14 protein-coding genes and 4 tRNA genes are annotated in these 18,965 nt (G+C 46.3%); 1 reads left to right on the forward strand and 17 read right to left on the reverse strand.

The features are described 5' to 3' along the window. Window positions 1-75: 75 nt before the first annotated feature. The gene (gene pbp4b / locus V1358_RS13800) at window positions 76-2,535 is read right to left on the reverse strand and encodes a penicillin binding protein PBP4B (RefSeq protein ID WP_347390465.1); all 2,460 of its coding nucleotides are present in this window, start codon (window positions 2,533-2,535) and stop codon (window positions 76-78) included. A gap of 439 nt (window positions 2,536-2,974) precedes the next feature. Here pbp4b and V1358_RS13805 point away from each other — a divergent pair, with 439 nt between their 5' ends. Further along, window positions 2,975-3,820, forward strand: coding sequence for a MurR/RpiR family transcriptional regulator (locus V1358_RS13805; protein ID WP_347390464.1), 846 nt, complete (start codon window positions 2,975-2,977; stop codon window positions 3,818-3,820). Window positions 3,821-3,867: 47 nt separating this feature from the next. On the opposite strand, the gene V1358_RS13810 is transcribed toward V1358_RS13805, so the two are convergent. The 16 genes from V1358_RS13810 to prfB form a co-directional block, all read right to left on the reverse strand. Next, window positions 3,868-5,037: an exo-beta-N-acetylmuramidase NamZ family protein gene (locus V1358_RS13810; RefSeq protein ID WP_440589897.1), complete on the reverse strand. Its 1,170-nt coding sequence runs from the start codon at window positions 5,035-5,037 to the stop codon at window positions 3,868-3,870. Then, window positions 5,030-5,974 carry an N-acetylmuramic acid 6-phosphate etherase gene (gene murQ, locus V1358_RS13815; RefSeq protein WP_347390462.1) on the reverse strand — a complete coding sequence of 315 codons (945 nt, stop codon included), beginning with the start codon at window positions 5,972-5,974 and terminating at the stop codon, window positions 5,030-5,032. The genes V1358_RS13810 and murQ overlap by 8 nt, the downstream gene beginning before the upstream one ends. A gap of 4 nt (window positions 5,975-5,978) precedes the next feature. After that, window positions 5,979-6,848 (reverse strand): glucosamine kinase nucleotide-binding domain-containing protein, encoded by an 870-nt coding sequence (locus V1358_RS13820; protein WP_347393884.1) that lies wholly within the window; start codon window positions 6,846-6,848, stop codon window positions 5,979-5,981. Next, the gene (locus V1358_RS13825; protein WP_347393885.1) at window positions 6,841-8,457 is read right to left on the reverse strand and encodes a sodium:solute symporter; all 1,617 of its coding nucleotides are present in this window, start codon (window positions 8,455-8,457) and stop codon (window positions 6,841-6,843) included. The genes V1358_RS13820 and V1358_RS13825 overlap by 8 nt, the downstream gene beginning before the upstream one ends. Before the next feature lie 21 nt (window positions 8,458-8,478). Then, window positions 8,479-9,240 (reverse strand): L,D-transpeptidase family protein, encoded by a 762-nt coding sequence (locus V1358_RS13830; RefSeq protein WP_347393886.1) that lies wholly within the window; start codon window positions 9,238-9,240, stop codon window positions 8,479-8,481. Beyond that, a complete protein-coding gene (locus V1358_RS13835) occupies window positions 9,237-10,346 on the reverse strand; it encodes a dipeptide epimerase (protein ID WP_347393887.1) in 1,110 nt (369 codons plus the stop codon). Before V1358_RS13835 ends, V1358_RS13830 begins: the two co-directional genes overlap by 4 nt. Continuing rightward, window positions 10,343-11,791 carry an SH3 domain-containing protein gene (locus V1358_RS13840; protein WP_347393888.1) on the reverse strand — a complete coding sequence of 483 codons (1,449 nt, stop codon included), beginning with the start codon at window positions 11,789-11,791 and terminating at the stop codon, window positions 10,343-10,345. Before V1358_RS13840 ends, V1358_RS13835 begins: the two co-directional genes overlap by 4 nt. A gap of 122 nt (window positions 11,792-11,913) precedes the next feature. Further along, window positions 11,914-13,170: a hypothetical protein gene (locus V1358_RS13845; RefSeq protein WP_347393889.1), complete on the reverse strand. Its 1,257-nt coding sequence runs from the start codon at window positions 13,168-13,170 to the stop codon at window positions 11,914-11,916. Between the two features lie 366 nt (window positions 13,171-13,536). Beyond that, window positions 13,537-14,658, reverse strand: coding sequence for a hypothetical protein (locus tag V1358_RS13850; protein WP_347393890.1), 1,122 nt, complete (start codon window positions 14,656-14,658; stop codon window positions 13,537-13,539). 513 nt (window positions 14,659-15,171) lie between these two features. Continuing rightward, window positions 15,172-15,248 (reverse strand) — tRNA-Arg (locus V1358_RS13855). Window positions 15,249-15,291: 43 nt separating this feature from the next. Further along, window positions 15,292-15,368 (reverse strand) — tRNA-Arg (locus V1358_RS13860). Window positions 15,369-15,416: 48 nt separating this feature from the next. Beyond that, window positions 15,417-15,493: transfer RNA gene (locus V1358_RS13865), tRNA-Arg, on the reverse strand. A 36-nt stretch (window positions 15,494-15,529) separates the two neighbouring features. Next, window positions 15,530-15,622, reverse strand: a tRNA-Ser gene (locus V1358_RS13870). A 163-nt stretch (window positions 15,623-15,785) separates the two neighbouring features. Continuing rightward, the gene (locus V1358_RS13875) at window positions 15,786-15,959 is read right to left on the reverse strand and encodes a hypothetical protein (RefSeq protein ID WP_347390454.1); all 174 of its coding nucleotides are present in this window, start codon (window positions 15,957-15,959) and stop codon (window positions 15,786-15,788) included. A gap of 266 nt (window positions 15,960-16,225) precedes the next feature. Further along, window positions 16,226-17,755: a lysine--tRNA ligase gene (gene lysS, locus V1358_RS13880; RefSeq protein ID WP_347390453.1), complete on the reverse strand. Its 1,530-nt coding sequence runs from the start codon at window positions 17,753-17,755 to the stop codon at window positions 16,226-16,228. Between the two features lie 29 nt (window positions 17,756-17,784). Beyond that, window positions 17,785-18,883, reverse strand: a protein-coding gene (prfB, locus tag V1358_RS13885; protein WP_347393891.1) for a peptide chain release factor 2 whose coding sequence is annotated in 2 segments (ribosomal slippage) — window positions 17,785-18,807 and window positions 18,809-18,883 — 1,098 coding nt in all. Because the reading frame shifts where the segments join, the coding sequence is not laid out codon by codon here. Window positions 18,884-18,965: the final 82 nt, after the last annotated feature.

Consider the following 18,965-nt stretch of genomic DNA (forward strand, 5'->3'; position numbering starts at 1 on the left):
GTCGTTATTACGAGCAAAAAAAACGGCATCAAATGATGCCGTTTTGGATGAATACCCAGGCAGGGGTATCCTGTGTTAGCTGTTGCTATGGCGATGTTGAAGAATCGCCTCATAAACGCGGGTGACAACTGAGCCATATTTCCCCGTTTCAAATTCTTTGCCTTTAAACTCAAACCGTGTTTCACTGCCCACCACTTCACTATGGCGAGCGTTAGTGAACAAGATAACTGCCAAGTCATATTCTGGGTCAATCACTGTGACCGTCCCTGTCCAGCCGGTATGACCATAGGCACGCGGGCTTGCGTATGGGCCAAAGTGCCAGGTGCGTGCACCATTTCCAGCGCGACGCCACCCTAAACCGTAGCTTTCATCGGTTGCCGTCGGCTTAATAAATTGATCAATCACATTTGGTGAGACAAGTTGCACTTCACCATAACTTCCCGAATTTAGCAACATTTGTGTTAGTTTTGCGACACTTTCCACGTTCGCAAACAAACCCGCGTGACCTGCCACGCCCTCTAATGAATAAAAGGCTTTTTCGTCATGAACTTCCCCTTGCAACACATAATTGCGCACACCATCAAACTCGATACGCCCGCCTCGGGTATTGCCGTGAATCTCAGTCGCTGCTATTTGCGCTGGCGTGAAGCCTTTTTGCAAAGGATTAAAGGCCATCGTGTTAATGCCAAGAGGCCCATATAATTGCGTTTCCACGTAGGCATCAAGCGGCATACCGGTGATTCGCTCTACCAGCATACCCAGTAACATGTAATCCACGTCACTGTATACGTGGCGCTGCCCGCGCATCATTTCGAACGGCACAGCATGGGTGATTAAGTACTTAGTCCATTCACTGTTGAGTGAGTAATATGCTTGCCCAAGGTGATTATCAACACGGTGAAAGTCCACAACCGCAGGATAGCCTGCTGTGTGAGTTAATAAGTCTTCCACCAAGCGCACATCACGCCCTTGCCCTGTATACTCTTTGATGTAATGACTGATGGGCTTACTGACATCGAGTAAGCCTCGTGACACAAGGTGCATCAACGCTAGATTCGTTGCAAACATCTTGGTGTTGGAAGCAATATCAAACAAAGTATCAGTCTGCATGGGTTGAGGGCTTGCCAGGGTTTTGCCACCATTCTCATATTTGCGTGCATGCCCGTACGCACTCAGTTTCACCATGCGGCCTTTGTAGACTACCCCGAGCACCGCACCAGGGAACCCTGCGGCCACTTCTTGTTCAATCAACTCATCTACTGAGGAGAAATCGATGCGCTCCTTATCAGTACTGACGAGCGTGGGTGCAGGTATGCGAATTCGTAACTGTGCATCTTCTGGATAAACTGACTTCACATACAAGGTATTGGTGCCATCGTGCGTGCGCCTTGCTAGCGAATAACGGTAAGTGTGCTCGGCTAACAAAGGCTCTGCAATATTAATGGTTTCACCGTTAACGATAATTTCAGCGCGCTGCGCGTTAATGTTTTCAATAATGATTTCGCCTCGGCCTTGGTAAGACTTAAAGCGGTATTTATTATTCACATCGATGCGGGAACTTGGATTTTGCTGTGGATACTCAACAAGCAACTGCTCATTACCAAGCACCAAAATATGTGGCTTTGCCTTACCTAATTCTTGATACTGAGCGAACAGCTTTTCTGCCTTTTTAGGTTTGTAGCGTTTTAGCAGCGCAAACAAGACAGACGCAGTTTTGCCATCCGCTTGAGCATTCATTTGCCAGGGCAAGAAATGCGCTTGAAACGCGCTAAGCGTGTCCAAGGTTTGTTTATCAATCTGTGCGGTGACATCGATGCCATAACCATAGTCCGCCAGTGCTTGTTGCATCAAAGCGATTGAGGGCGGTGCCACGCTAAAATATTGCCAGTAAAAATCGACATCCTGCTGCTCATACCAAGCACCTATTCCCGCCTGATATAACTGATACCAAGGAAAGCGCGGACCTGGGTCACTTTTTCGCCCTGGCGCTATATCAGCGTGTCCCACAACCTGTGTTGGACCAATATCTGGATTACGAGCAAGGATATCTTGGCTGAGCTTTATCAGCAGCTCTATTTGCTTAGGATCGTAATCAGGGAATACGCAAAAGCGCTGGCTACTGTTCGCCCCCATCTGCTCTTTAGGTTGCGAATAGCTGCACGTAGGCACATTGACGATTTCAATGCCGATGGAATGGTCGTTTAAGTCTGTTCTTCCCTGCCAATAACTGCTGCCCGCATGCCAGGCTCTGTCTTGTTCATGGACAAGCTGAATAACTTCGAGCTCTTTGTCACCATAGCTAGGATCATTACTTTCAGGCACCAAATAATGAGAACTTAAGCCACCTTCATCTACCAGCACTCGTTCAGACTTTTCATAATCGATAGCGGTGTAGTGCATCACTAAAAATTTGATGCGCTTTGAATAGTTTTGCGATTGCTTAAACGTGTAGCCCGAACTACAACTGCTCAGCACGACCACCAAAAAGGCGAACAATGTGGTCTTATAAAAGAAATGCAAAAGATCCTTGTTCATATCAACCTGTAGTAAATTTACGTTCAACGTCACGCGAACAACGCGGTGTACCTACTTAAACCAGAATTTTCTATGCACTTACATGGGCAAACATGCCACATGATGCAATTCATTACAGCTTTTTTGGTACAAGCTCGATAATTGTACCAACACAGTACAATAATATTTTATTTCATTCAAACTTATATCGATAAAATATATATTCCAAAGTTTGTATTTATTCCCTCTACAGAATAGACTGTTAGCATTACTCAAATCGTTGCCTTTACACCAATGTACCGATTTTAATGCTTTCGAGACGTACGGTTAGCTAAAATTTTTTATTCCTTTAGATTGGAATATCGGGTTAAACTGTGATTATTACGTCGTGTTAACATGTGTACCATTTACCACTGTACCCATGTGACAAAGAAACCTAACAAAAATTAAGTAACTTCTTATGTCGACATTTGTAAAAATTAAGGCACTGCGCCAATCATTCTCCAGTAGCGAGGCCAAACTCGCTGAATTCACTTTGAACTCAGCCAATGCTATCCGTGACTTATCGTCAATTGAGTTAGCTAAAGTCGTCGGTGTCAGCCAATCAAGCGTCGTTAAGTTTGCTCAAAAGCTTGGCTACAAAGGCTTCCCTGCGTTCAAACTTGCGGTAATCGATGCCTTAAATTCAGAATCTCCCGCGCCTAAGCTGCATGGTAAAATCACTCTTAATGATAGTTTAGAGCAAATTGCGGAAAAGCTGTTGAGCAGTAAGATGGCTGTGCTCAGTGAAACCAAAAATCTTAACGAGGCCCACAGTGTTGAACTCGCTGTAACTTTGCTTAAAAACGCGCGCCGCGTGGCGATTTGCGGATTAGGTGGCTCAGCTTTAGTAGCCAAAGATTTTGCCTACAAGTTGCAAAAGCTAGGGATCGCAGCCATCGCTGAAGCGGACGGTCATGCGCAACTGGCATACGTATCAACCTTGGGCAAAGATGACTTGGTTATCGCCATCAGTGAATCAGGTAAAACCCGCGAAGTGGCAGAGGCGGTTCATCAAGCCCATGAAAATAATTGCCCTGTGATAACCGTGACCAAGTTTGGTTCGAGCCCTGTAGCTGATGGTGCTACGGTCAACTTGTATTCAGTGGCAGAAGAAGAGTCAATTCGTTTGTCATCAATTCTTGCCAGAACGGCGCAAGACTTTGTCATTGATATTCTGTTCATTGCGCTAACCCAAGCTACGCGCCCTGGGCGCAAGCTCCTTGAGCATTCCAATGACGTGGTTAAAGCGTTCCGCGAGAATTAAAAAAGGCCCGATTCGGGCCTTTTTAATGATGAGAGATAACATTTAAATTACTGATATAGCAGGTATTTTTTTCGCTTTGCTATAAATTCCTCAAGTCCTGTTTGCCATGTTTGCTTAATCTCAGCTTCCGATTTACCCGCTTCAATGGCCTTGCGTAACTCGTCTGTGCCCGCAAGCTTATCCATAAAGTTAGCGCTGGTAAAAAATTCAGTATCTTGTTGTTTAAATTTATCGTGCGCGCTAATTAACCAACCTAAATCAAGTCCTCGTACTGGGCTTTGACGCAAGTCTAAGCCCTTGGCAATCTTGTCTTTAAGTTTAGGGTTACTGGCAGCTCCAGCAATAGAACGAGGGGAAAACTCAAACTCACCCAGTGCGATTTCATCAAAACCTAACACTTGAAATGGAAAGTCCGTACCACGACCAATACTCACTGGCGTTGCCTCAAAGAAACACAGTGAGGGATACAAACCAATAGCTTGGTCATTAGGTAAATTCGGGCTGGGTTTAATCGGTAATGAGTACGCCATATCACGAGCATAATTAGCCACCGGCACCACTGTGAGTTTGGGTGCAACCCCATCATCAAGCCATTTTTCACCAACAATCATGTGTGCCAGCTCACCCACTGTCATGCCATGAAGCACAGGGATTGGATGCATGCCCACAAAAGAGCGAAACTGAGCGTCTAGAATTGGCCCGTCTACATAAGCAATGTTAGGGTTCGGGCGGTCGAGTACAATAAACTCGACCCCTGCTAAAGCACTAGCCTGCATCATATAATGCATGGAACTAATATAAGTATAAAAACGTACGCCAACATCTTGGATATCAAAAATAACGACATCTACTTGGCCCATTACATCCAAGTTAGGCTGTTTATTCTTGCCATAGATAGAGACAATCGGTAAACCGGTTTTGCTGTCAACGCCGGAGTTTACATGCGCACCTGCATCATGGTCGCCACGAAAGCCATGCTCAGGCGCAAAAATAGTGGTGACCTGTACTTGTTTACTCAACAACGCATCGACGAGGTGACTCTCTCCCACCATAGAGGTTTGGTTCACAACCAAACCAACGCGCTTACCTTTTAATTGCGCTAGGTACTTATCAAACTGGCTGGCACCAACTTGAATATCCGCCTGCTGCGCGTTGCAAGCGACTGTCATTAATAGCATAAGCGCACTAACAATTAAGGTTGAAGCGCGTTTAAGCATCGCCTTCGACCTCTTCGACTGCGGCACGAAGGAAACCTTTGTTGTGAACTAGCAGTTCTTTCCCTTGCTCAGCTGTTTTGCCTGTCAGTAGCATCAGAATTGCGAGCTTAGCACTTTGTTCGCTTTGTGCTAGAGCATCAACGGCCTCTTGTTCACTACACTCTGTGGCTTGCATAACAATACGTACCGCACGTGCTTTAAGCTTGTCATTACTGGCGTTCACATCAACCATAAGGTTGCGATATACCTTGCCTGAGCGGATCATACTCGCCGTTGTAAGCATATTCAGGACCAGCTTCTGTGCCGTGCCCGACTTCAACCGCGTTGAGCCTGTTAGGGCCTCGGGGCCGACCACTGCAGCCAGTTGAATATCCGCAGCATTGAGCACTGCAGAGTTTGGCGAGCAGCTAATACCCACGGTGATACACCCTTGCTCACGTGCATAGTTCAGAGCCGAAACCACATAAGGAGTTCGGCCACTGGCGGCAATCCCGACCACCACATCGTCCGCGCACAGGTTATGATGTTGTAAGTCTGCAATGGCTAATTCGGTGTTATCTTCAGCACCTTCTACCGCAGTTTGAATCGCCTTTTTGCCACCAGCGATAATGCCCACCACTTGGTTTGGGTCAACACTGAAAGTTGGCGGACACTCCGCAGCATCGAGCACGCCTAAACGCCCACTGGTGCCCGCACCAATGTAAATCAAGCGCGCGCCTTTGCTAAATGCCTCAACAATCGCATCCACTGCTTTTGCTACTTCGGGAATAATCTCGCGCAATGCGGGAGCAACCTTTTGGTCTTCATCGTTGAGCTTACGAAGAATCGCTTCGGTAGGCAGGAGATCGATGTCTAAGGTTTCTGGGTTCTGCCCTTCTGAAACAATAGTGTTTAACTCCCGCAGAAGTTTTGAACGACGCTCATTTTGTAAACTCATTGAATTAATTCCACTTATTCTTACTTTTCGCCAATATATAGGCACCGTCTAGTGATGAGCCTTTTGCTGGCTGCACGAACTGCTGACACCTAGGTGCCAATAATGGGGCCGTATTGTGCGCTAAACCGCCCAACAATACCACCGGCAAGTCATAATCTGACCGCGTATCCAAGATTAAGCGCTCAACCGCTTGGCGGTGGCGCATTAAAATATCACTTGCGAGGTCGCAACTGCTCTGGAATTGCCAAATAATTTGACTGAGCTGCGCATACTCTTTTATCTGTGCCTTACTGATCCATTCGCTTAACAGTGCACGATTGTCACCTGTTTCAATCGCAACACTTTCTAGCAATTTAGGAAAGACAGTTTGCGTATCAATGGCATGCATCAAGGCTTGCACTAACATGGCACCAAGACGTGCACCACTGCCTTCATCACCAAGCATAAAGCCCCAACCACCCACAAGGTGCGTGCTGCCATCAGCCATCAAGCGCATGCCCACAGAGCCGGTACCTAAAGCCACACAGGCAACAGGTTCGCCTAAGTTTGCACCCAATGCAGAGGTTAAGGCATCACTCACCACCTTAGGTTGATTAAAACCTCCGTTTTGCAGCGCTTCGATTAGGGCTTGTTTACCGTGTGTATTACCTGCACCAGCTACACCAACCGCAATATCAGTATGCAGCGCCAGCATATCGTTAGCTGCTAACATGTCGCGAGCATGCTCCACAATACTGTGGCAACTGCTTTGCAAATCATGGCTTAACGACGCCCCAGCGCCGACGCTCTCGGATACGATTAAACCGTCGGGATCGTACAAGCGCAGCGCTGTTTTGGTACCACCTGCGTCAATGGCAAGCACCCAATTATTCATAACTCACCTGCTGCATCGGCTGTGATCCGTGGCTAGAAGCCGATAGTCCCTCGACCACAGGTTTACGCCCCAGAGCACATACCAGCGTCGCTAATGCGGTACCGATACATAATTGCCATGTAAAACCGAGGTTAAATTGCCAGTGTTGGGGAAGCACCACGCTTTGCACATACGGCTGCATCATTAAAGTAGCCATAAAGCCCACTATGAGAGCCGCTAAAACCGAAGCTTCACTACCACGCTTGAGGAATAAAGTAGTGAAGTACACGCCAAGAAGCCCAGAGTATGAAAACACCATTACGCTGAGCGCAAACTTAAGCAACGGCATTTGCGAATATTGCTGCCAGAAGTAACATAAAATCGCCATCGCTCCCAAAGCAAAAGACACGCCTAGCATGGCAAAACGCCCTACCACCACGTAATGATGGTCGTCTTGCTCCGGCTTACGCTTTTCATGCCAAGGTTTATAAATATCTTGCACCACCACTGACGCCATTGAGCTAAGCCCAGAATTCAGCGTTGAAATAGCAGCCGCAATAATGCCTATGGTCACCAGACCTTTTACCCCTGCGGGAATTTCATTGAGCACATAGTGCATAAATACCGTAATTTTCTCGCCTTGGAATTGCCCAACATTAGAGCCATCGACAGCGCCCATCATGATGTCTGGGCGTTGATAAAACACAAACAACAGCAAGCCAATCACAATGAATAAAAACATCACGGGGATCACCATGGCAATACTCAGCATGATGGCACGACTGCCAGAGCGTGCGTCTTTACACGTCAAAACGCGCTGCGTCATATCTTGGTCCAAACCGAACGCTGCAATATTCAAAAGCACAAAGCCAGTCAACACCGACCACATATTGAATACCCCAGAGGCCGAAAAGTCCCAATCAAATTTGAACAATGCCAGCTTTGAGCCCTGATCGGGTGCAGGGCTTTGCAGCGCATTCACAACGGTTGAGAAATCCGCTGGAATCGCCAACCACAGGCTCACTATCACGCATACTGCGGCGCCTGTGTAGACCACGCATTGAATCACATCAGAATAAATCACTGTGCGGATACCACCGAAAATGGTGTACGCAATACCCACCACAACTAATACCACCGTTGCCATGATCACACTGCTCGCGGCAATATTGCCATAGAGGATCATCGCCACAGCAATCGCCGCCATATACAAGCGCGCGCCACTTGCAAACACCCGCCCAAACAAATACATCAACCCTGCGCGGCGTTTGGCTTTAGGGCCAACCTGCTGTTCTAGTAATTCATAAACGGTATACACTTTGTACTGGTAAAAGCGTGGGATCAGCACTTGCGCCACAATTAAGGCGGCAATAAACGCACCGATATTCGTTGCCAAATACGATAAATCGCCTTGGTAGCCTTGATCTGGGCCACCTATAAAGGTCGCTGCCGATTGCGACGTAGCCAGGACAGATATCGCCACCATCCACGTAGGCATCGCATTGCCACCAAGAAAGTACTCCGCTGACGTGTTGGCTTTTTTACGGTTAAACCACCATGCGGTAAAGGCGATGAGTAAGGCATAGGCGCCAAACACTAGCCAATCTAGGGGTTCATAATGTGCGTTCATATGTGATTCGTCTTCTTATTATTATTCTTGCGCTGGCAAGCTAGGCAGCAGCCAATCACTTTGTTTAAGTACATATTCCATACGCGGCAAAATCACCATTAGCGGCTGCTTGTCTTTATCTAACCACGCTAGTAAGGCATCCATATCAGTTTCAGCCATGGCCGTACACCCAGCCGTAGGTTTGTCATCTGCGCGCCACAAGTGCATGAAGATACAACTGCCTGCACCGTCAATATTATCTGGATTATGGGCCACGATAATGCCTTTTTTGTATAGGTCGTCTTGACTGTGAATATCGCGGCGCATGGCTTCCGATGAGCCCTCAACAGCCTTTTCGCCTACATCTTTGGTATTCACCATTTGATTGTAATAAGGAGACCCTTTGACATCGATGCAGTAATCCCCTGCATCCATCGCTTGGTAGTCAAGACCGGTTTTCACTGACTGCAAATAGCCAAAGGCATCACCTAAAGCAAATACCCCTGCCGGTGCTTTGCCATCGCCTTCCACTTTTTGTTGACCCTGCTGCGCTTGATGCAAACCAATCCCCCAAGCTAAACCTGTGCGGCCAATTACCACTGCGCTTGGGTCACTTACGGCTTGCCATCGATTGTCTTCATCGCGTTCGAATAAGGTCATTTCACCTTGAATATCAGTCCACGAGTCTGTCACAACAACAGCAAGCTGTTGATTATTTAATGAAATTGGCTGTGTGTTTGCAACAACTGAGCAAGTCAAAAATGCGCTCATCAGTAACATAAGGCTTTTTAGTTTGTTATTCATTGCCATACTCCGTTGGTAAGGTCGACAAGGCCATCAATATGCGTGATACCTAAACCTGGGCTGTTATTAAGATTGATTGTTGGGCCACAAAAAGTCGCGCCGCCCTGAACTGGGTCGTATTGCCCTAGTGCCGGGCCATCTAAATCGATTAAACTAATTTGCTGTGCTTTTGCCGCCGCCAAATGGGCCGCAGCTGAAACAGCAATACTGCCTTCTAACATACAGCCAATCATGCAGGGGCAATCATAGGTCGCAGCGATATCGGCGATTCGAATCGCGCGACTCAAGCCACCGCTTTTCATCAACTTGATGTTGATAATATCGACGGCACCGCGCTCCAATAGGGTCACCACTTGTTTCGGAGAAAAGGCACTTTCATCAGCCATGATTTTTGACTGCACCTGTGCACTGATGTATTGCAATCCATCAATGTCGTGAGCCTTCACGGGTTGTTCAACCAATTCAAGTGCGATGCCTTCGCTTTCAATAGCTTGCAAAGCGCGCACAGTTTGCTTGGCATCCCAGCCTTGGTTTACGTCTAGTCGTAACGATGCCTTATTGCCAACATGAGCTGCAATGGCTCGCACTCGTTGAATATCTTGCTCAAGGTCGTTGCCGATTTTGATTTTGAGTACGTCAAACCCTTTCGCCAAGGCGATGTCACAGTCTGCAAGCATCTTATCAATACTGTCCACGCTGATAGTGACATCCGTTTTCAGTTCATTTTGGAAACCACCCAATGCCTGATACAAGGGCACGCCTAAATCTTGGCTCCACAAATCATAAAGGGCGATTTCTAACGCAGCTTTAGCGCTGCTATTGGCGACTACCGCAACGGCCAAACGATTACACAAGGCATTGATATTGCGCACATCCTGATCGATTAGTTGTGGTGCCAATACAGAATTAATAATGCTGATCATCGATTGATGTGTATCACCGGTAATAACTGGCGTGCTCGGTGCACTCCCATAGCCCGTTTTGCCGCAATGGGTGTCGATCATCACCACTAAATCTTCAATACTAGAGACGGTGCGTAGCGCTGTTTTAAACGGCGTGTGCAGAGGCACCGACATACGAGCAAAACGTACTGATTTTATAATCATTGAACACCACCCGATGCGGTGTCGGTCGCAGCGCCGTTGGCTATACGTTTAATTGCATAAGTGCGGTCGAGGTACGAAGTTTTGCTGTTTAAATATAGGGGCAGCAAAGGTGTGACCGACACGCCATTGAGCTCGCCATCATAAAAATCGCCATCACCTTTGATATAACCTAGCCCTTTTACATCGTGAATCACATAAGGCTGGCCTTCATAGTCACCGATGTACATCATCACGTGGCCTGGGATATAAATGAGATCGCCGACCTTCATTTGACTAAGAACTTGGTGTTTTTCTTCTAACGTGGCGGTTTTATCAAAGCGCCAATTTTGACCATACTCGCCGGCGCCTTGCCATGACGAGTTACGCGGCATTAATACGCCAAAGGTCTTGTATATTTCACCGACAAAGCCGGTACAGTCACGGGCGTTGTAATCATGCCCCCAACCGTAACGCTCACCCAAAAACTTAAAGCCTTGGGCAATAAGGTTGTAGCTCGTCAACGGCAGGTAACCGACATTCACATCACTGGAACGCGGCAACAATGCAGCTTTAAAATCTAGACTGCCATCATCATTGCGCACAGGCAGTTTCACGATGTAACTAGCAAAGCTATTCTGCCCATGGGTTAGATGCGCAATTTTATCTTTAGGCATTAAAGGTAAGCGTACGCCCATATCCAGCTGAACTTCAGAAACTCTCGGCTTATTCGGCACAAAGGTGGTATCGACCTTGTCACCTGTTACCACGATAAAGTCTTTTGCTTGCATGTAGTTACTGATAGTGCCTTTGTCACCAATGGCGATGGCTGATTTCTTCACCCACGCTGTATAGTTATAGGCTGCTACTAAATACCATTGCTTATCTGCGCTTTCGTGCAATATCGCTACAGCTTCGCCCGGAAAGGCGCCGCTTTCTTGAAAGCGATCCAAATCCGCATCCATTTCTGCGTTGAGCACTCGGTCATCGGTTGGAAAAGTGCGTAAAGATGTGCGCGTTACGACCATACCGAAACGAACGGCATTAGTTGGCTTTACAGCTTCTTTATTCGTGTTTGCATGATAGCGCTCGAAATCAGCTTGAGTAAGTGCAGTGCCATCAACATAAAAACGTGGGCTGGAAGGTGTTGAACTAGTATTTTTTATTTGTTTTATTAGCTCTGCCTCGGGCAATTCATCTACATAAGCCAAAGGGTCAAACACATGCTTATCCGTGGCGACAAGTTCACGGTTAAATGCCTGAATTTGTGCACTGCTCATCAGCGGTTTGTGGTCGGCGTGTTGTTCTAACCAAAATGCAGGCGACAGCATGACTTGCTGTACCTGGGGCACATCACTAACAAAAGGGGCAATATTCTGCGTCTGCACAGATTGCGCTAAGCTTGGCGTTGCGCCGAATAATGCGCTAAATACTAAAACTGATAATAAAGATTTACGGCTGTTATTCATTCTTGGTCTCCGAGCGTGCCTCATATCTGAGTGGGTGAAGCGTTTCTAAGTTCCACCCTAGGGCCACTTAATTGCTCTATCCTAGCAAACTATTACGAAAACAAACACCTCAAAGGAATAGTTTATTCTTTTAATTTTGACAATGTTCGAATTAACAATGATTCCAGTTTACGCCCGGCATTAACAACATTGCTTTGGGTTGCACCTTCAACACCGACCTGCGCCGCAATAGTAAAAGCACGCTGCCCTGTTTTACTCGGTAAGCACACCTGCGCTAAAAGCACTTGCTCGCTTTGGCCACGGGTTTCACTTGGACCCCAGCCAATCTTTTGCCATATCCGCCACTTACCATCTGTACTGCTATCGAGCCAACCTAGCGCCTCACTCGCTTGTTTATCAGCAAAAACGTGCGCCAGTGCTTGGTGCAAGGACACACCAATACCTTTACTCATGCCACCAATAGACTCAGGTAAGCCATAAAACAACACTTCGATATCCTGTGCAGTCAGATTTGGGTGCGCAGTTGCTGAATCACGCTGATGCATGCTTAAACGCTTGAGCCACTCCGCTTGTGCGAGGGTCGTCATCGGCTTATTACCGGTAAGCCCACAACTTTCACAGCGATATGTTTGATAGTCAGGATCATCGCTGGCCTTGATGTAATAAGGAGCGGCCACTGTTTTATCTCCGAGATGCCAATTTGGGTCGCTAGGCGTGAACACTTCATTGGCATAAGCACCACTGAAGTGAATACGAGAATCATCCAGTTTCAGCCACTTTTCATGAAATAGCTCAGTGAGATAACCGCGTGTCGCGAGATTGACAAAGTAAGTAGCGATGGCATTAGAGTTACCGTCTGCACCGCCTTCTTTTTGGTAACTATGCACACTGGTGATGAGATCGGCAACAGCCGTATTTCCTGCGCTGGCCGTTGCGCCAATATTACCCTTAGCACGCATTTGGCTCAGGGCTCCTGTGATTGCCATCACCTTAGAACTACTCCAAGGTTCATAAACTTGCGTATGTGTGAGATTGGCGAAATATTTGTAATGCGGCACCCCATTGATATCTTGCGCTGTTTCAATCACCAACACCCGACCATCCTTCGGGTCAATATCAAAGTAATCCCACTGTGCATCAAGGCGTTCAAGCCACCCAGTCTTGTGGTATTCAATTTGCTCAGCACTTTTACCAAAACCCTGTTTCGTTGGCAGAGCACAACTAATATTTCGCTCACTTAAGTCCGAAGGTATTGGCGGCATCGCCAGCATCACCGTATCCATGTAAGCTTTATCAACAGGTGGAAGTTCTTCCTGGGCGTGCAGCTCTTGCGCCAAAAGGAGCGGAATTGCTAAAAACAGCGGCAACAAATATTTCATATTATTTCTTATTTTGGAATATTTTATTTAAATGTATCACAACTTTAAATTTGCGCAAATACAGATAAAGGATGAATATATTGATGTGACTGATCGCCTACAAGGCGTTGCAAAAAGCTCGTAGCGCTGTGAGCAATAACAAAGCCCCATTCATCGCTTACCAAACACTGTTAACGGTAAGAGTTCTCGCTGACTGTAAAACAGATTCACTTAACGAGAAAAAGCCACCCATTTGCCCTTCGGTGGCTTTATAATTTAGGATCCATTTTATCTTTGAATTTATCTTGCTGTGTCAATTATCAAACAGCTATTTGGATTGATTGCGCCAGCGAAAGCATACAGCTTAAGCCGACAGTACCACTCGCTTTAACCACCTGTACTTGCCGTCGCTGTAGCATTTGCGGATGCTTGAGAGCAATCCAATGAGAGGCTACCAACTCCTGTTATTTCCATTAAATCATCATTGCCGGGCAGGTTCTCATAATAGACCATCATTCCCATATCGACGAAGGCGCCTCCTAGAGCGCTTGCAGAGGAAGAAGCTGCAGCTTCTGCAGATAATGCAATATCATGAGCAGCATTTACTATTTGTTGCGCGGCATCTGCAGCTGAATCATAAGTCGTCACGATAGGTAGTGACCCTGAGCCTATAATTGGCAAATCCCACTCAAATGTTAATTGGCCAGACGCTTCTGCAGCTGCAGATGCTTCCGCCATTGCAACGGCCAGAGATGTTGCCATCGCATCAGCATATACCTGCGCCAATGCTGAGGTTTGAACATCAAATACAATACCACTTGCGGCTGTCATATGCGTAGTAAACTCCTCAATATTCGCACCATGTACGTAGAACGAAGAGCCGCTAGACGATAAGCCGCCGCCGTTAGCCCCCGCAGAGCCAGAGCCGCTGCCATCTGAACCACTTTCTGACCCTGAACTCGACCCACTCACCGCTGACCCGTCCACACCAGCAATGGCCGCAGCTGTCGCTTCTGTACCAATTTTGACTGTAATGTCAGTGACAACCAGATCGATATCAAAATCTATACCTTGAAATACACTCATGAAAGCTTGCGCAATCATTGCCGCGGCGGCTTGCGCTTCCGCGCTGGAATATGACCAAGCGTCCGAGTTACCCTGTGCGTCACTAGACGCTACTTGCGCAAAAAGCATGCCACTTCCCATACTGGCATTTAGCTCGACCTGATGCACAGCCCCATTATTACCGTGCCTTGTCATATCTAGTGTTACATCTCCGGCGTAGCTTATGTCTATGTAAGAGGAAGCTTCAGATATTGCAAATGCTAAAGCATCGACTGAAACATCGCTCGTCGAATCATTCGCGGTGTCCATAGCGTTATTCAAGCAAGAATCTGCTCCAATAACACTATCAGATACCGAAATCGTTGTACTACCATTCGTATTTTGCCCTGGCGGACCTGCCCATACGCCTGCGCTCAACATTGAACTTACTAACACAAAAATCATTGATTTATTCATTGTGGCTTTTCCTTGTTTGTTCGTGGTGACAAAAATGGCTCGAGATTGAGCCACCTTAGTTATCAATTTTTTGTAACTTAAAGGTAAAATATTTGTGAAAGTATAGTCCTCTTTAACGCACACCTAAGATTAAAAAGGAATATCAATATTAAACGTTTCCAATACGTATACTGCGCGAAATAAGGACTTTTCGCTCAATGAAGGAGTTTTCTTTGGAAACTCAAAAGGCTGTAATACTAGATGCTGATTATTGCAATTTTAAGGATTAAATTAACTTACAGGGTCAATACGATTTTTTAGAGGAAAATTAGACTGAACATTGCAGAGTCATGGATCCGATAAGCGCGAAAGTTCAACAATTAAAATGAATGCGAAAAAGGGGATGCAGGCCGAGATTGGAAATCAATGAACCTCACAGGTTCGAGAGCATGGGCGTTGACTAAATTTCAGACATAAAAAAACCAACTTTCGTTGGTTTATTCTCACTTCATTTAAAAGAAGTGGCGGACGCAGGAGGATTCGAACCTCCGACCGCCTGGTTCGTAGCCAGGTACTCTATCCAGCTGAGCTATGCGTCCGTTATGTCTTTGAACTTTCGTTCTATTTTTCACTTTAGTATGATGGCGGACGCAGGAGGATTCGAACCTCCGACCGCCTGGTTCGTAGCCAGGTACTCTATCCAGCTGAGCTATGCGTCCGTTTCATAAAAAAGTGATTTATAGATACTAGACCATCTTGAAGGAAGATGGCGGACGCAGGAGGATTCGAACCTCCGACCGCCTGGTTCGTAGCCAGGTACTCTATCCAGCTGAGCTATGCGTCCGTATCTATAATACAAAGTAACCATTTATAAAATAAATGGCGGAGAAGGAGGGATTCGAACCCTCGATAGGGCTACAAACCCTATACACCCTTAGCAGGGGCGCGCCTTCAGCCACTCGGCCACCTCTCCGTCTTTGTGGGGCGTATAATAAAGGGTTGAGCAAATATGTCAAACACTTTTCTATGAAAATCAGTCTGTCTGCTCACAGATTGTGCATACGCTCCAAAAAGACATAAAAAATGACTCCTAAGAGCCATTTTTTAAGGATAAAAGGTGTAAAGAAGTACTAAACCTATTTGCCCGAAGACTGTTTTAACTTCTTCATTTTCTCTTCTAAGTCTTCACTGATTTCATTCAAAAACTGGTCGCGATAACCCAAGCGTTCAAATTCCATTATACAGGCTCGGTAATACGCTTCGCGTTTGTCATCTGTTGGAATGTCGGGTAAGAGCTCGTCATTATTCATATTATGTCTCCCCATTCTTGTTGTTGTACTCTAATTGGGCACAATTATAGTCTACACATACAGCTTTCACAGTAAAGAATAGATTGCCAAATATGACTTAACAAGAACAAATTACAATAAAATCAATTGGTTGTAATTATTATAGGTAATTATACAAGATACATTTAAGCCTAGACGCGGGACTTTTTGAGAGATATCGCACAGTAACACGCATAAAAAACGCGGCCATAAGCCGCGTTTTATAAGGTAATTAAAGCATTGCTGTCTTATTCAGGGCGCATATGCGGGAATAAGATAACGTCTTTAATCGTTGGTGAGTCTGTAAATAGCATCACTAGACGGTCGATACCAATCCCCTCACCTGCTGTTGGCGGCAAGCCATACTCAAGTGCACGGATATAGTCGTCATCAAAGTGCATCGCTTCATCGTCACCCGCATCTTTCTCTTCAACCTGACGGGCAAAACGAGCCGCTTGGTCTTGTGCATCATTAAGCTCTGAGAAACCATTTGCAAGCTCACGACCACCTACAAAGAACTCGAAGCGGTCAGTTACAAATGGGTTTTCGTCATTACGACGCGCAAGTGGCGACACTTCCCACGGGTACTCAGTGATAAACGTTGGTTGAATCAGCTTGTGCTCAGCAGTTTCTTCGAAGATTTCGCACATGTACTTACCTGCACCCCAAACACACTTCTCAGGGATCTTCACGTGCACTTGCTTAGCGTACGCAATGAGCTGTTCCATATGGTTCTCAGGATCTGCAAATACAGCAGCATCAAACTCTGGGTTGTACTTCATGATAGCATCGGCCATGCTCAAGCGCGTGAACGGCTGACCAAAGTCGTATTCAACGCTGTCTACCACTTCACCGTCTGCGTTCTTCGTGGTGTTTACAATCTTTGTTGTGCCCAACACATCTTGCGCCACGGTACGTAGCATATCTTCTGTGATGTTCATCAGATCGTTGTAATCAGCATACGCTTGATAGAATTCAATCATGGTGAATTCTGGGTTATGACGCGTAGAAAGACCTTCGTTACGGAAGTTACGGTTAATTTCAAATACACGGTCAAAACCACCTACAACTAAACGCTTTAGGTAAAGTTCAGGTGCGATACGCAGATACATGTCGATATCAAGGGCGTTGTGATGAGTTACGAATGGACGCGCTGATGCACCACCAGGAATAACCTGTAACATTGGCGTTTCAACTTCCATGAAGTCACGGTCCGCTAGGAAACGACGAATACCTTCGATGATTTTAGAGCGAATGCGGAAAGTCTCACGCGTGTCCATGTTGGTGATCAAATCAACATAACGCTGACGATACTTAGTCTCTTGGTCTGACAGGCCGTGGAATTTCTCTGGTAATGGACGCAATGACTTAGTTAGCAGCTCATACTCGTGCATATCAACGTAAAGGTCGCCTTTACCTGATTTATGCAACGGGCCAGAGACACCAATGATGTCACCAATATCAAGTTGACCGTATTTTTCTTTCAGGTCATTTTGCACGTCTTTTGATGCATAAGCTTGGATGCGCCCTTTCATGTCTTGAATTACAAGGAAAGGACCACGCTTCGCAAGAATACGACCAGCAACAGAGACTTGATGATCAAGTTCAACTAGCTCTTCTTTCGATTTTTCACCAAACTCAGCTTGAAGATCAGCAGTGTAATGTTTTCGACGGAAACCATTTGGGTGACCGTTTGCACTGCAATTCTCACGAATCGCGTCGAGCTTTGCACGACGCTCTGCAATTAATTTGTTTTCGTCTTGGATTTGATCTGTCATTTTTTAGCTCTATAAATTTGGCGTTTTACTTACAGGCCTGATTTCAGGCTTGCTTCAATAAACTTGTCGAGGTCACCGTCAAGTACAGCTTGTGTATTACGGTTCTCAACACCTGTGCGCAGGTCTTTGATGCGTGAGTCATCCAGTACATAAGAGCGGATCTGAGAGCCCCAGCCTATGTCTGATTTCGCATCTTCTTGCGCTTGCTTTTCAGCATTTTGTTTTTGCAGTTCGAGCTCAAATAATTTCGCTTTCAACTGCTTCATCGCTTGGTCTTTGTTTTTGTGCTGCGAGCGATCATTCTGACACTGCACCACAGTATTGGTCGGCAAGTGAGTAATACGAACCGCAGATTCTGTACGGTTAACGTGCTGACCACCGGCACCCGACGCGCGATAAACGTCGATTCGTAAGTCTGCCGGATTAATATCGATTTCAATATTGTCGTCGATTTCTGGATACACGAATGCAGATGCAAACGAGGTATGACGACGACCGCCTGAATCAAATGGGCTCTTGCGCACAAGGCGGTGAACACCTGTTTCAGTGCGCAGCCAACCGTATGCGTATTCACCCGAAATTTTTACGGTTGCTCCCTTGATACCCGCAACATCACCGTCGGTCGCTTCAACGATTTCGGCTTTAAAGCCTTTCGCTTCAGCCCAACGCAAGTACATACGCAGTAGCATGTTGCACCAGTCTTGCGCTTCAGTACCACCTGAACCTGCTTGGAGGTCAAGATATGCGTCATTGCTGTCTTGGTCGCCACTGAACATACGACGGAATTCAAGAGTCTCTAGGTGCGAGTTTAAATCTGCCAGCTCAGTTTGTGCTTCAACAAATGTCTCTTCGTCTTCTGCTTCAACTGCCAGTTCCACCAGCCCTTCAACATCGTCTGTACCACTGTCGAGTTTCTCGATAGTTTCTACAATCGCTTCTAGGCTCGATTTCTCTTTTCCTAACGCCTGTGCCCTTTCAGGCTCATTCCATACTATCGGATCTTCTAGTTCGGCATTCACTTCTTCTAAACGCTCTTTCTTATGAGCGTAGTCAAAGATACCCCCGAAGAAGTTCAGTACGTTCGCGAATTTCCTTGATTTGGTTAATCACAGGATTCACTTCAAACATGCAATGTTACTCCGCAAAAAATAGACTCGCGCCGACTCAAATTTGGCGCGTCAGTAAAAGCGCCCGATTTTAACAAATATTT

The organism is Pseudoalteromonas pernae (assembly GCF_039831865.1).
Classification (GTDB): Bacteria; Pseudomonadota; Gammaproteobacteria; order Enterobacterales; family Alteromonadaceae; genus Pseudoalteromonas; species Pseudoalteromonas pernae.

Bases quoted from the DNA above. Each gene is read 5' to 3' on its own strand.
- pbp4b (WP_347390465.1), bottom strand. From the start codon at position 2,535: ATGAACAAGGATCTTTTGCATTTCTTTTATAAGACCACATTGTTCGCC.
- V1358_RS13805 (WP_347390464.1), top strand. From the start codon at position 2,975: ATGTCGACATTTGTAAAAATTAAGGCACTGCGCCAATCATTCTCCAGT.
- V1358_RS13810 (WP_440589897.1), bottom strand. From the start codon at position 5,037: ATGCTTAAACGCGCTTCAACCTTAATTGTTAGTGCGCTTATGCTATTA.
- murQ (WP_347390462.1), bottom strand. From the start codon at position 5,974: ATGAGTTTACAAAATGAGCGTCGTTCAAAACTTCTGCGGGAGTTAAAC.
- V1358_RS13820 (WP_347393884.1), bottom strand. From the start codon at position 6,848: ATGAATAATTGGGTGCTTGCCATTGACGCAGGTGGTACCAAAACAGCG.
- V1358_RS13825 (WP_347393885.1), bottom strand. From the start codon at position 8,457: ATGAACGCACATTATGAACCCCTAGATTGGCTAGTGTTTGGCGCCTAT.
- V1358_RS13830 (WP_347393886.1), bottom strand. From the start codon at position 9,240: ATGAATAACAAACTAAAAAGCCTTATGTTACTGATGAGCGCATTTTTG.
- V1358_RS13835 (WP_347393887.1), bottom strand. From the start codon at position 10,346: ATGATTATAAAATCAGTACGTTTTGCTCGTATGTCGGTGCCTCTGCAC.
- V1358_RS13840 (WP_347393888.1), bottom strand. From the start codon at position 11,791: ATGAATAACAGCCGTAAATCTTTATTATCAGTTTTAGTATTTAGCGCA.
- V1358_RS13845 (WP_347393889.1), bottom strand. From the start codon at position 13,170: ATGAAATATTTGTTGCCGCTGTTTTTAGCAATTCCGCTCCTTTTGGCG.
- V1358_RS13850 (WP_347393890.1), bottom strand. From the start codon at position 14,658: ATGATTTTTGTGTTAGTAAGTTCAATGTTGAGCGCAGGCGTATGGGCA.
- V1358_RS13875 (WP_347390454.1), bottom strand. From the start codon at position 15,959: ATGAATAATGACGAGCTCTTACCCGACATTCCAACAGATGACAAACGC.
- lysS (WP_347390453.1), bottom strand. From the start codon at position 17,755: ATGACAGATCAAATCCAAGACGAAAACAAATTAATTGCAGAGCGTCGT.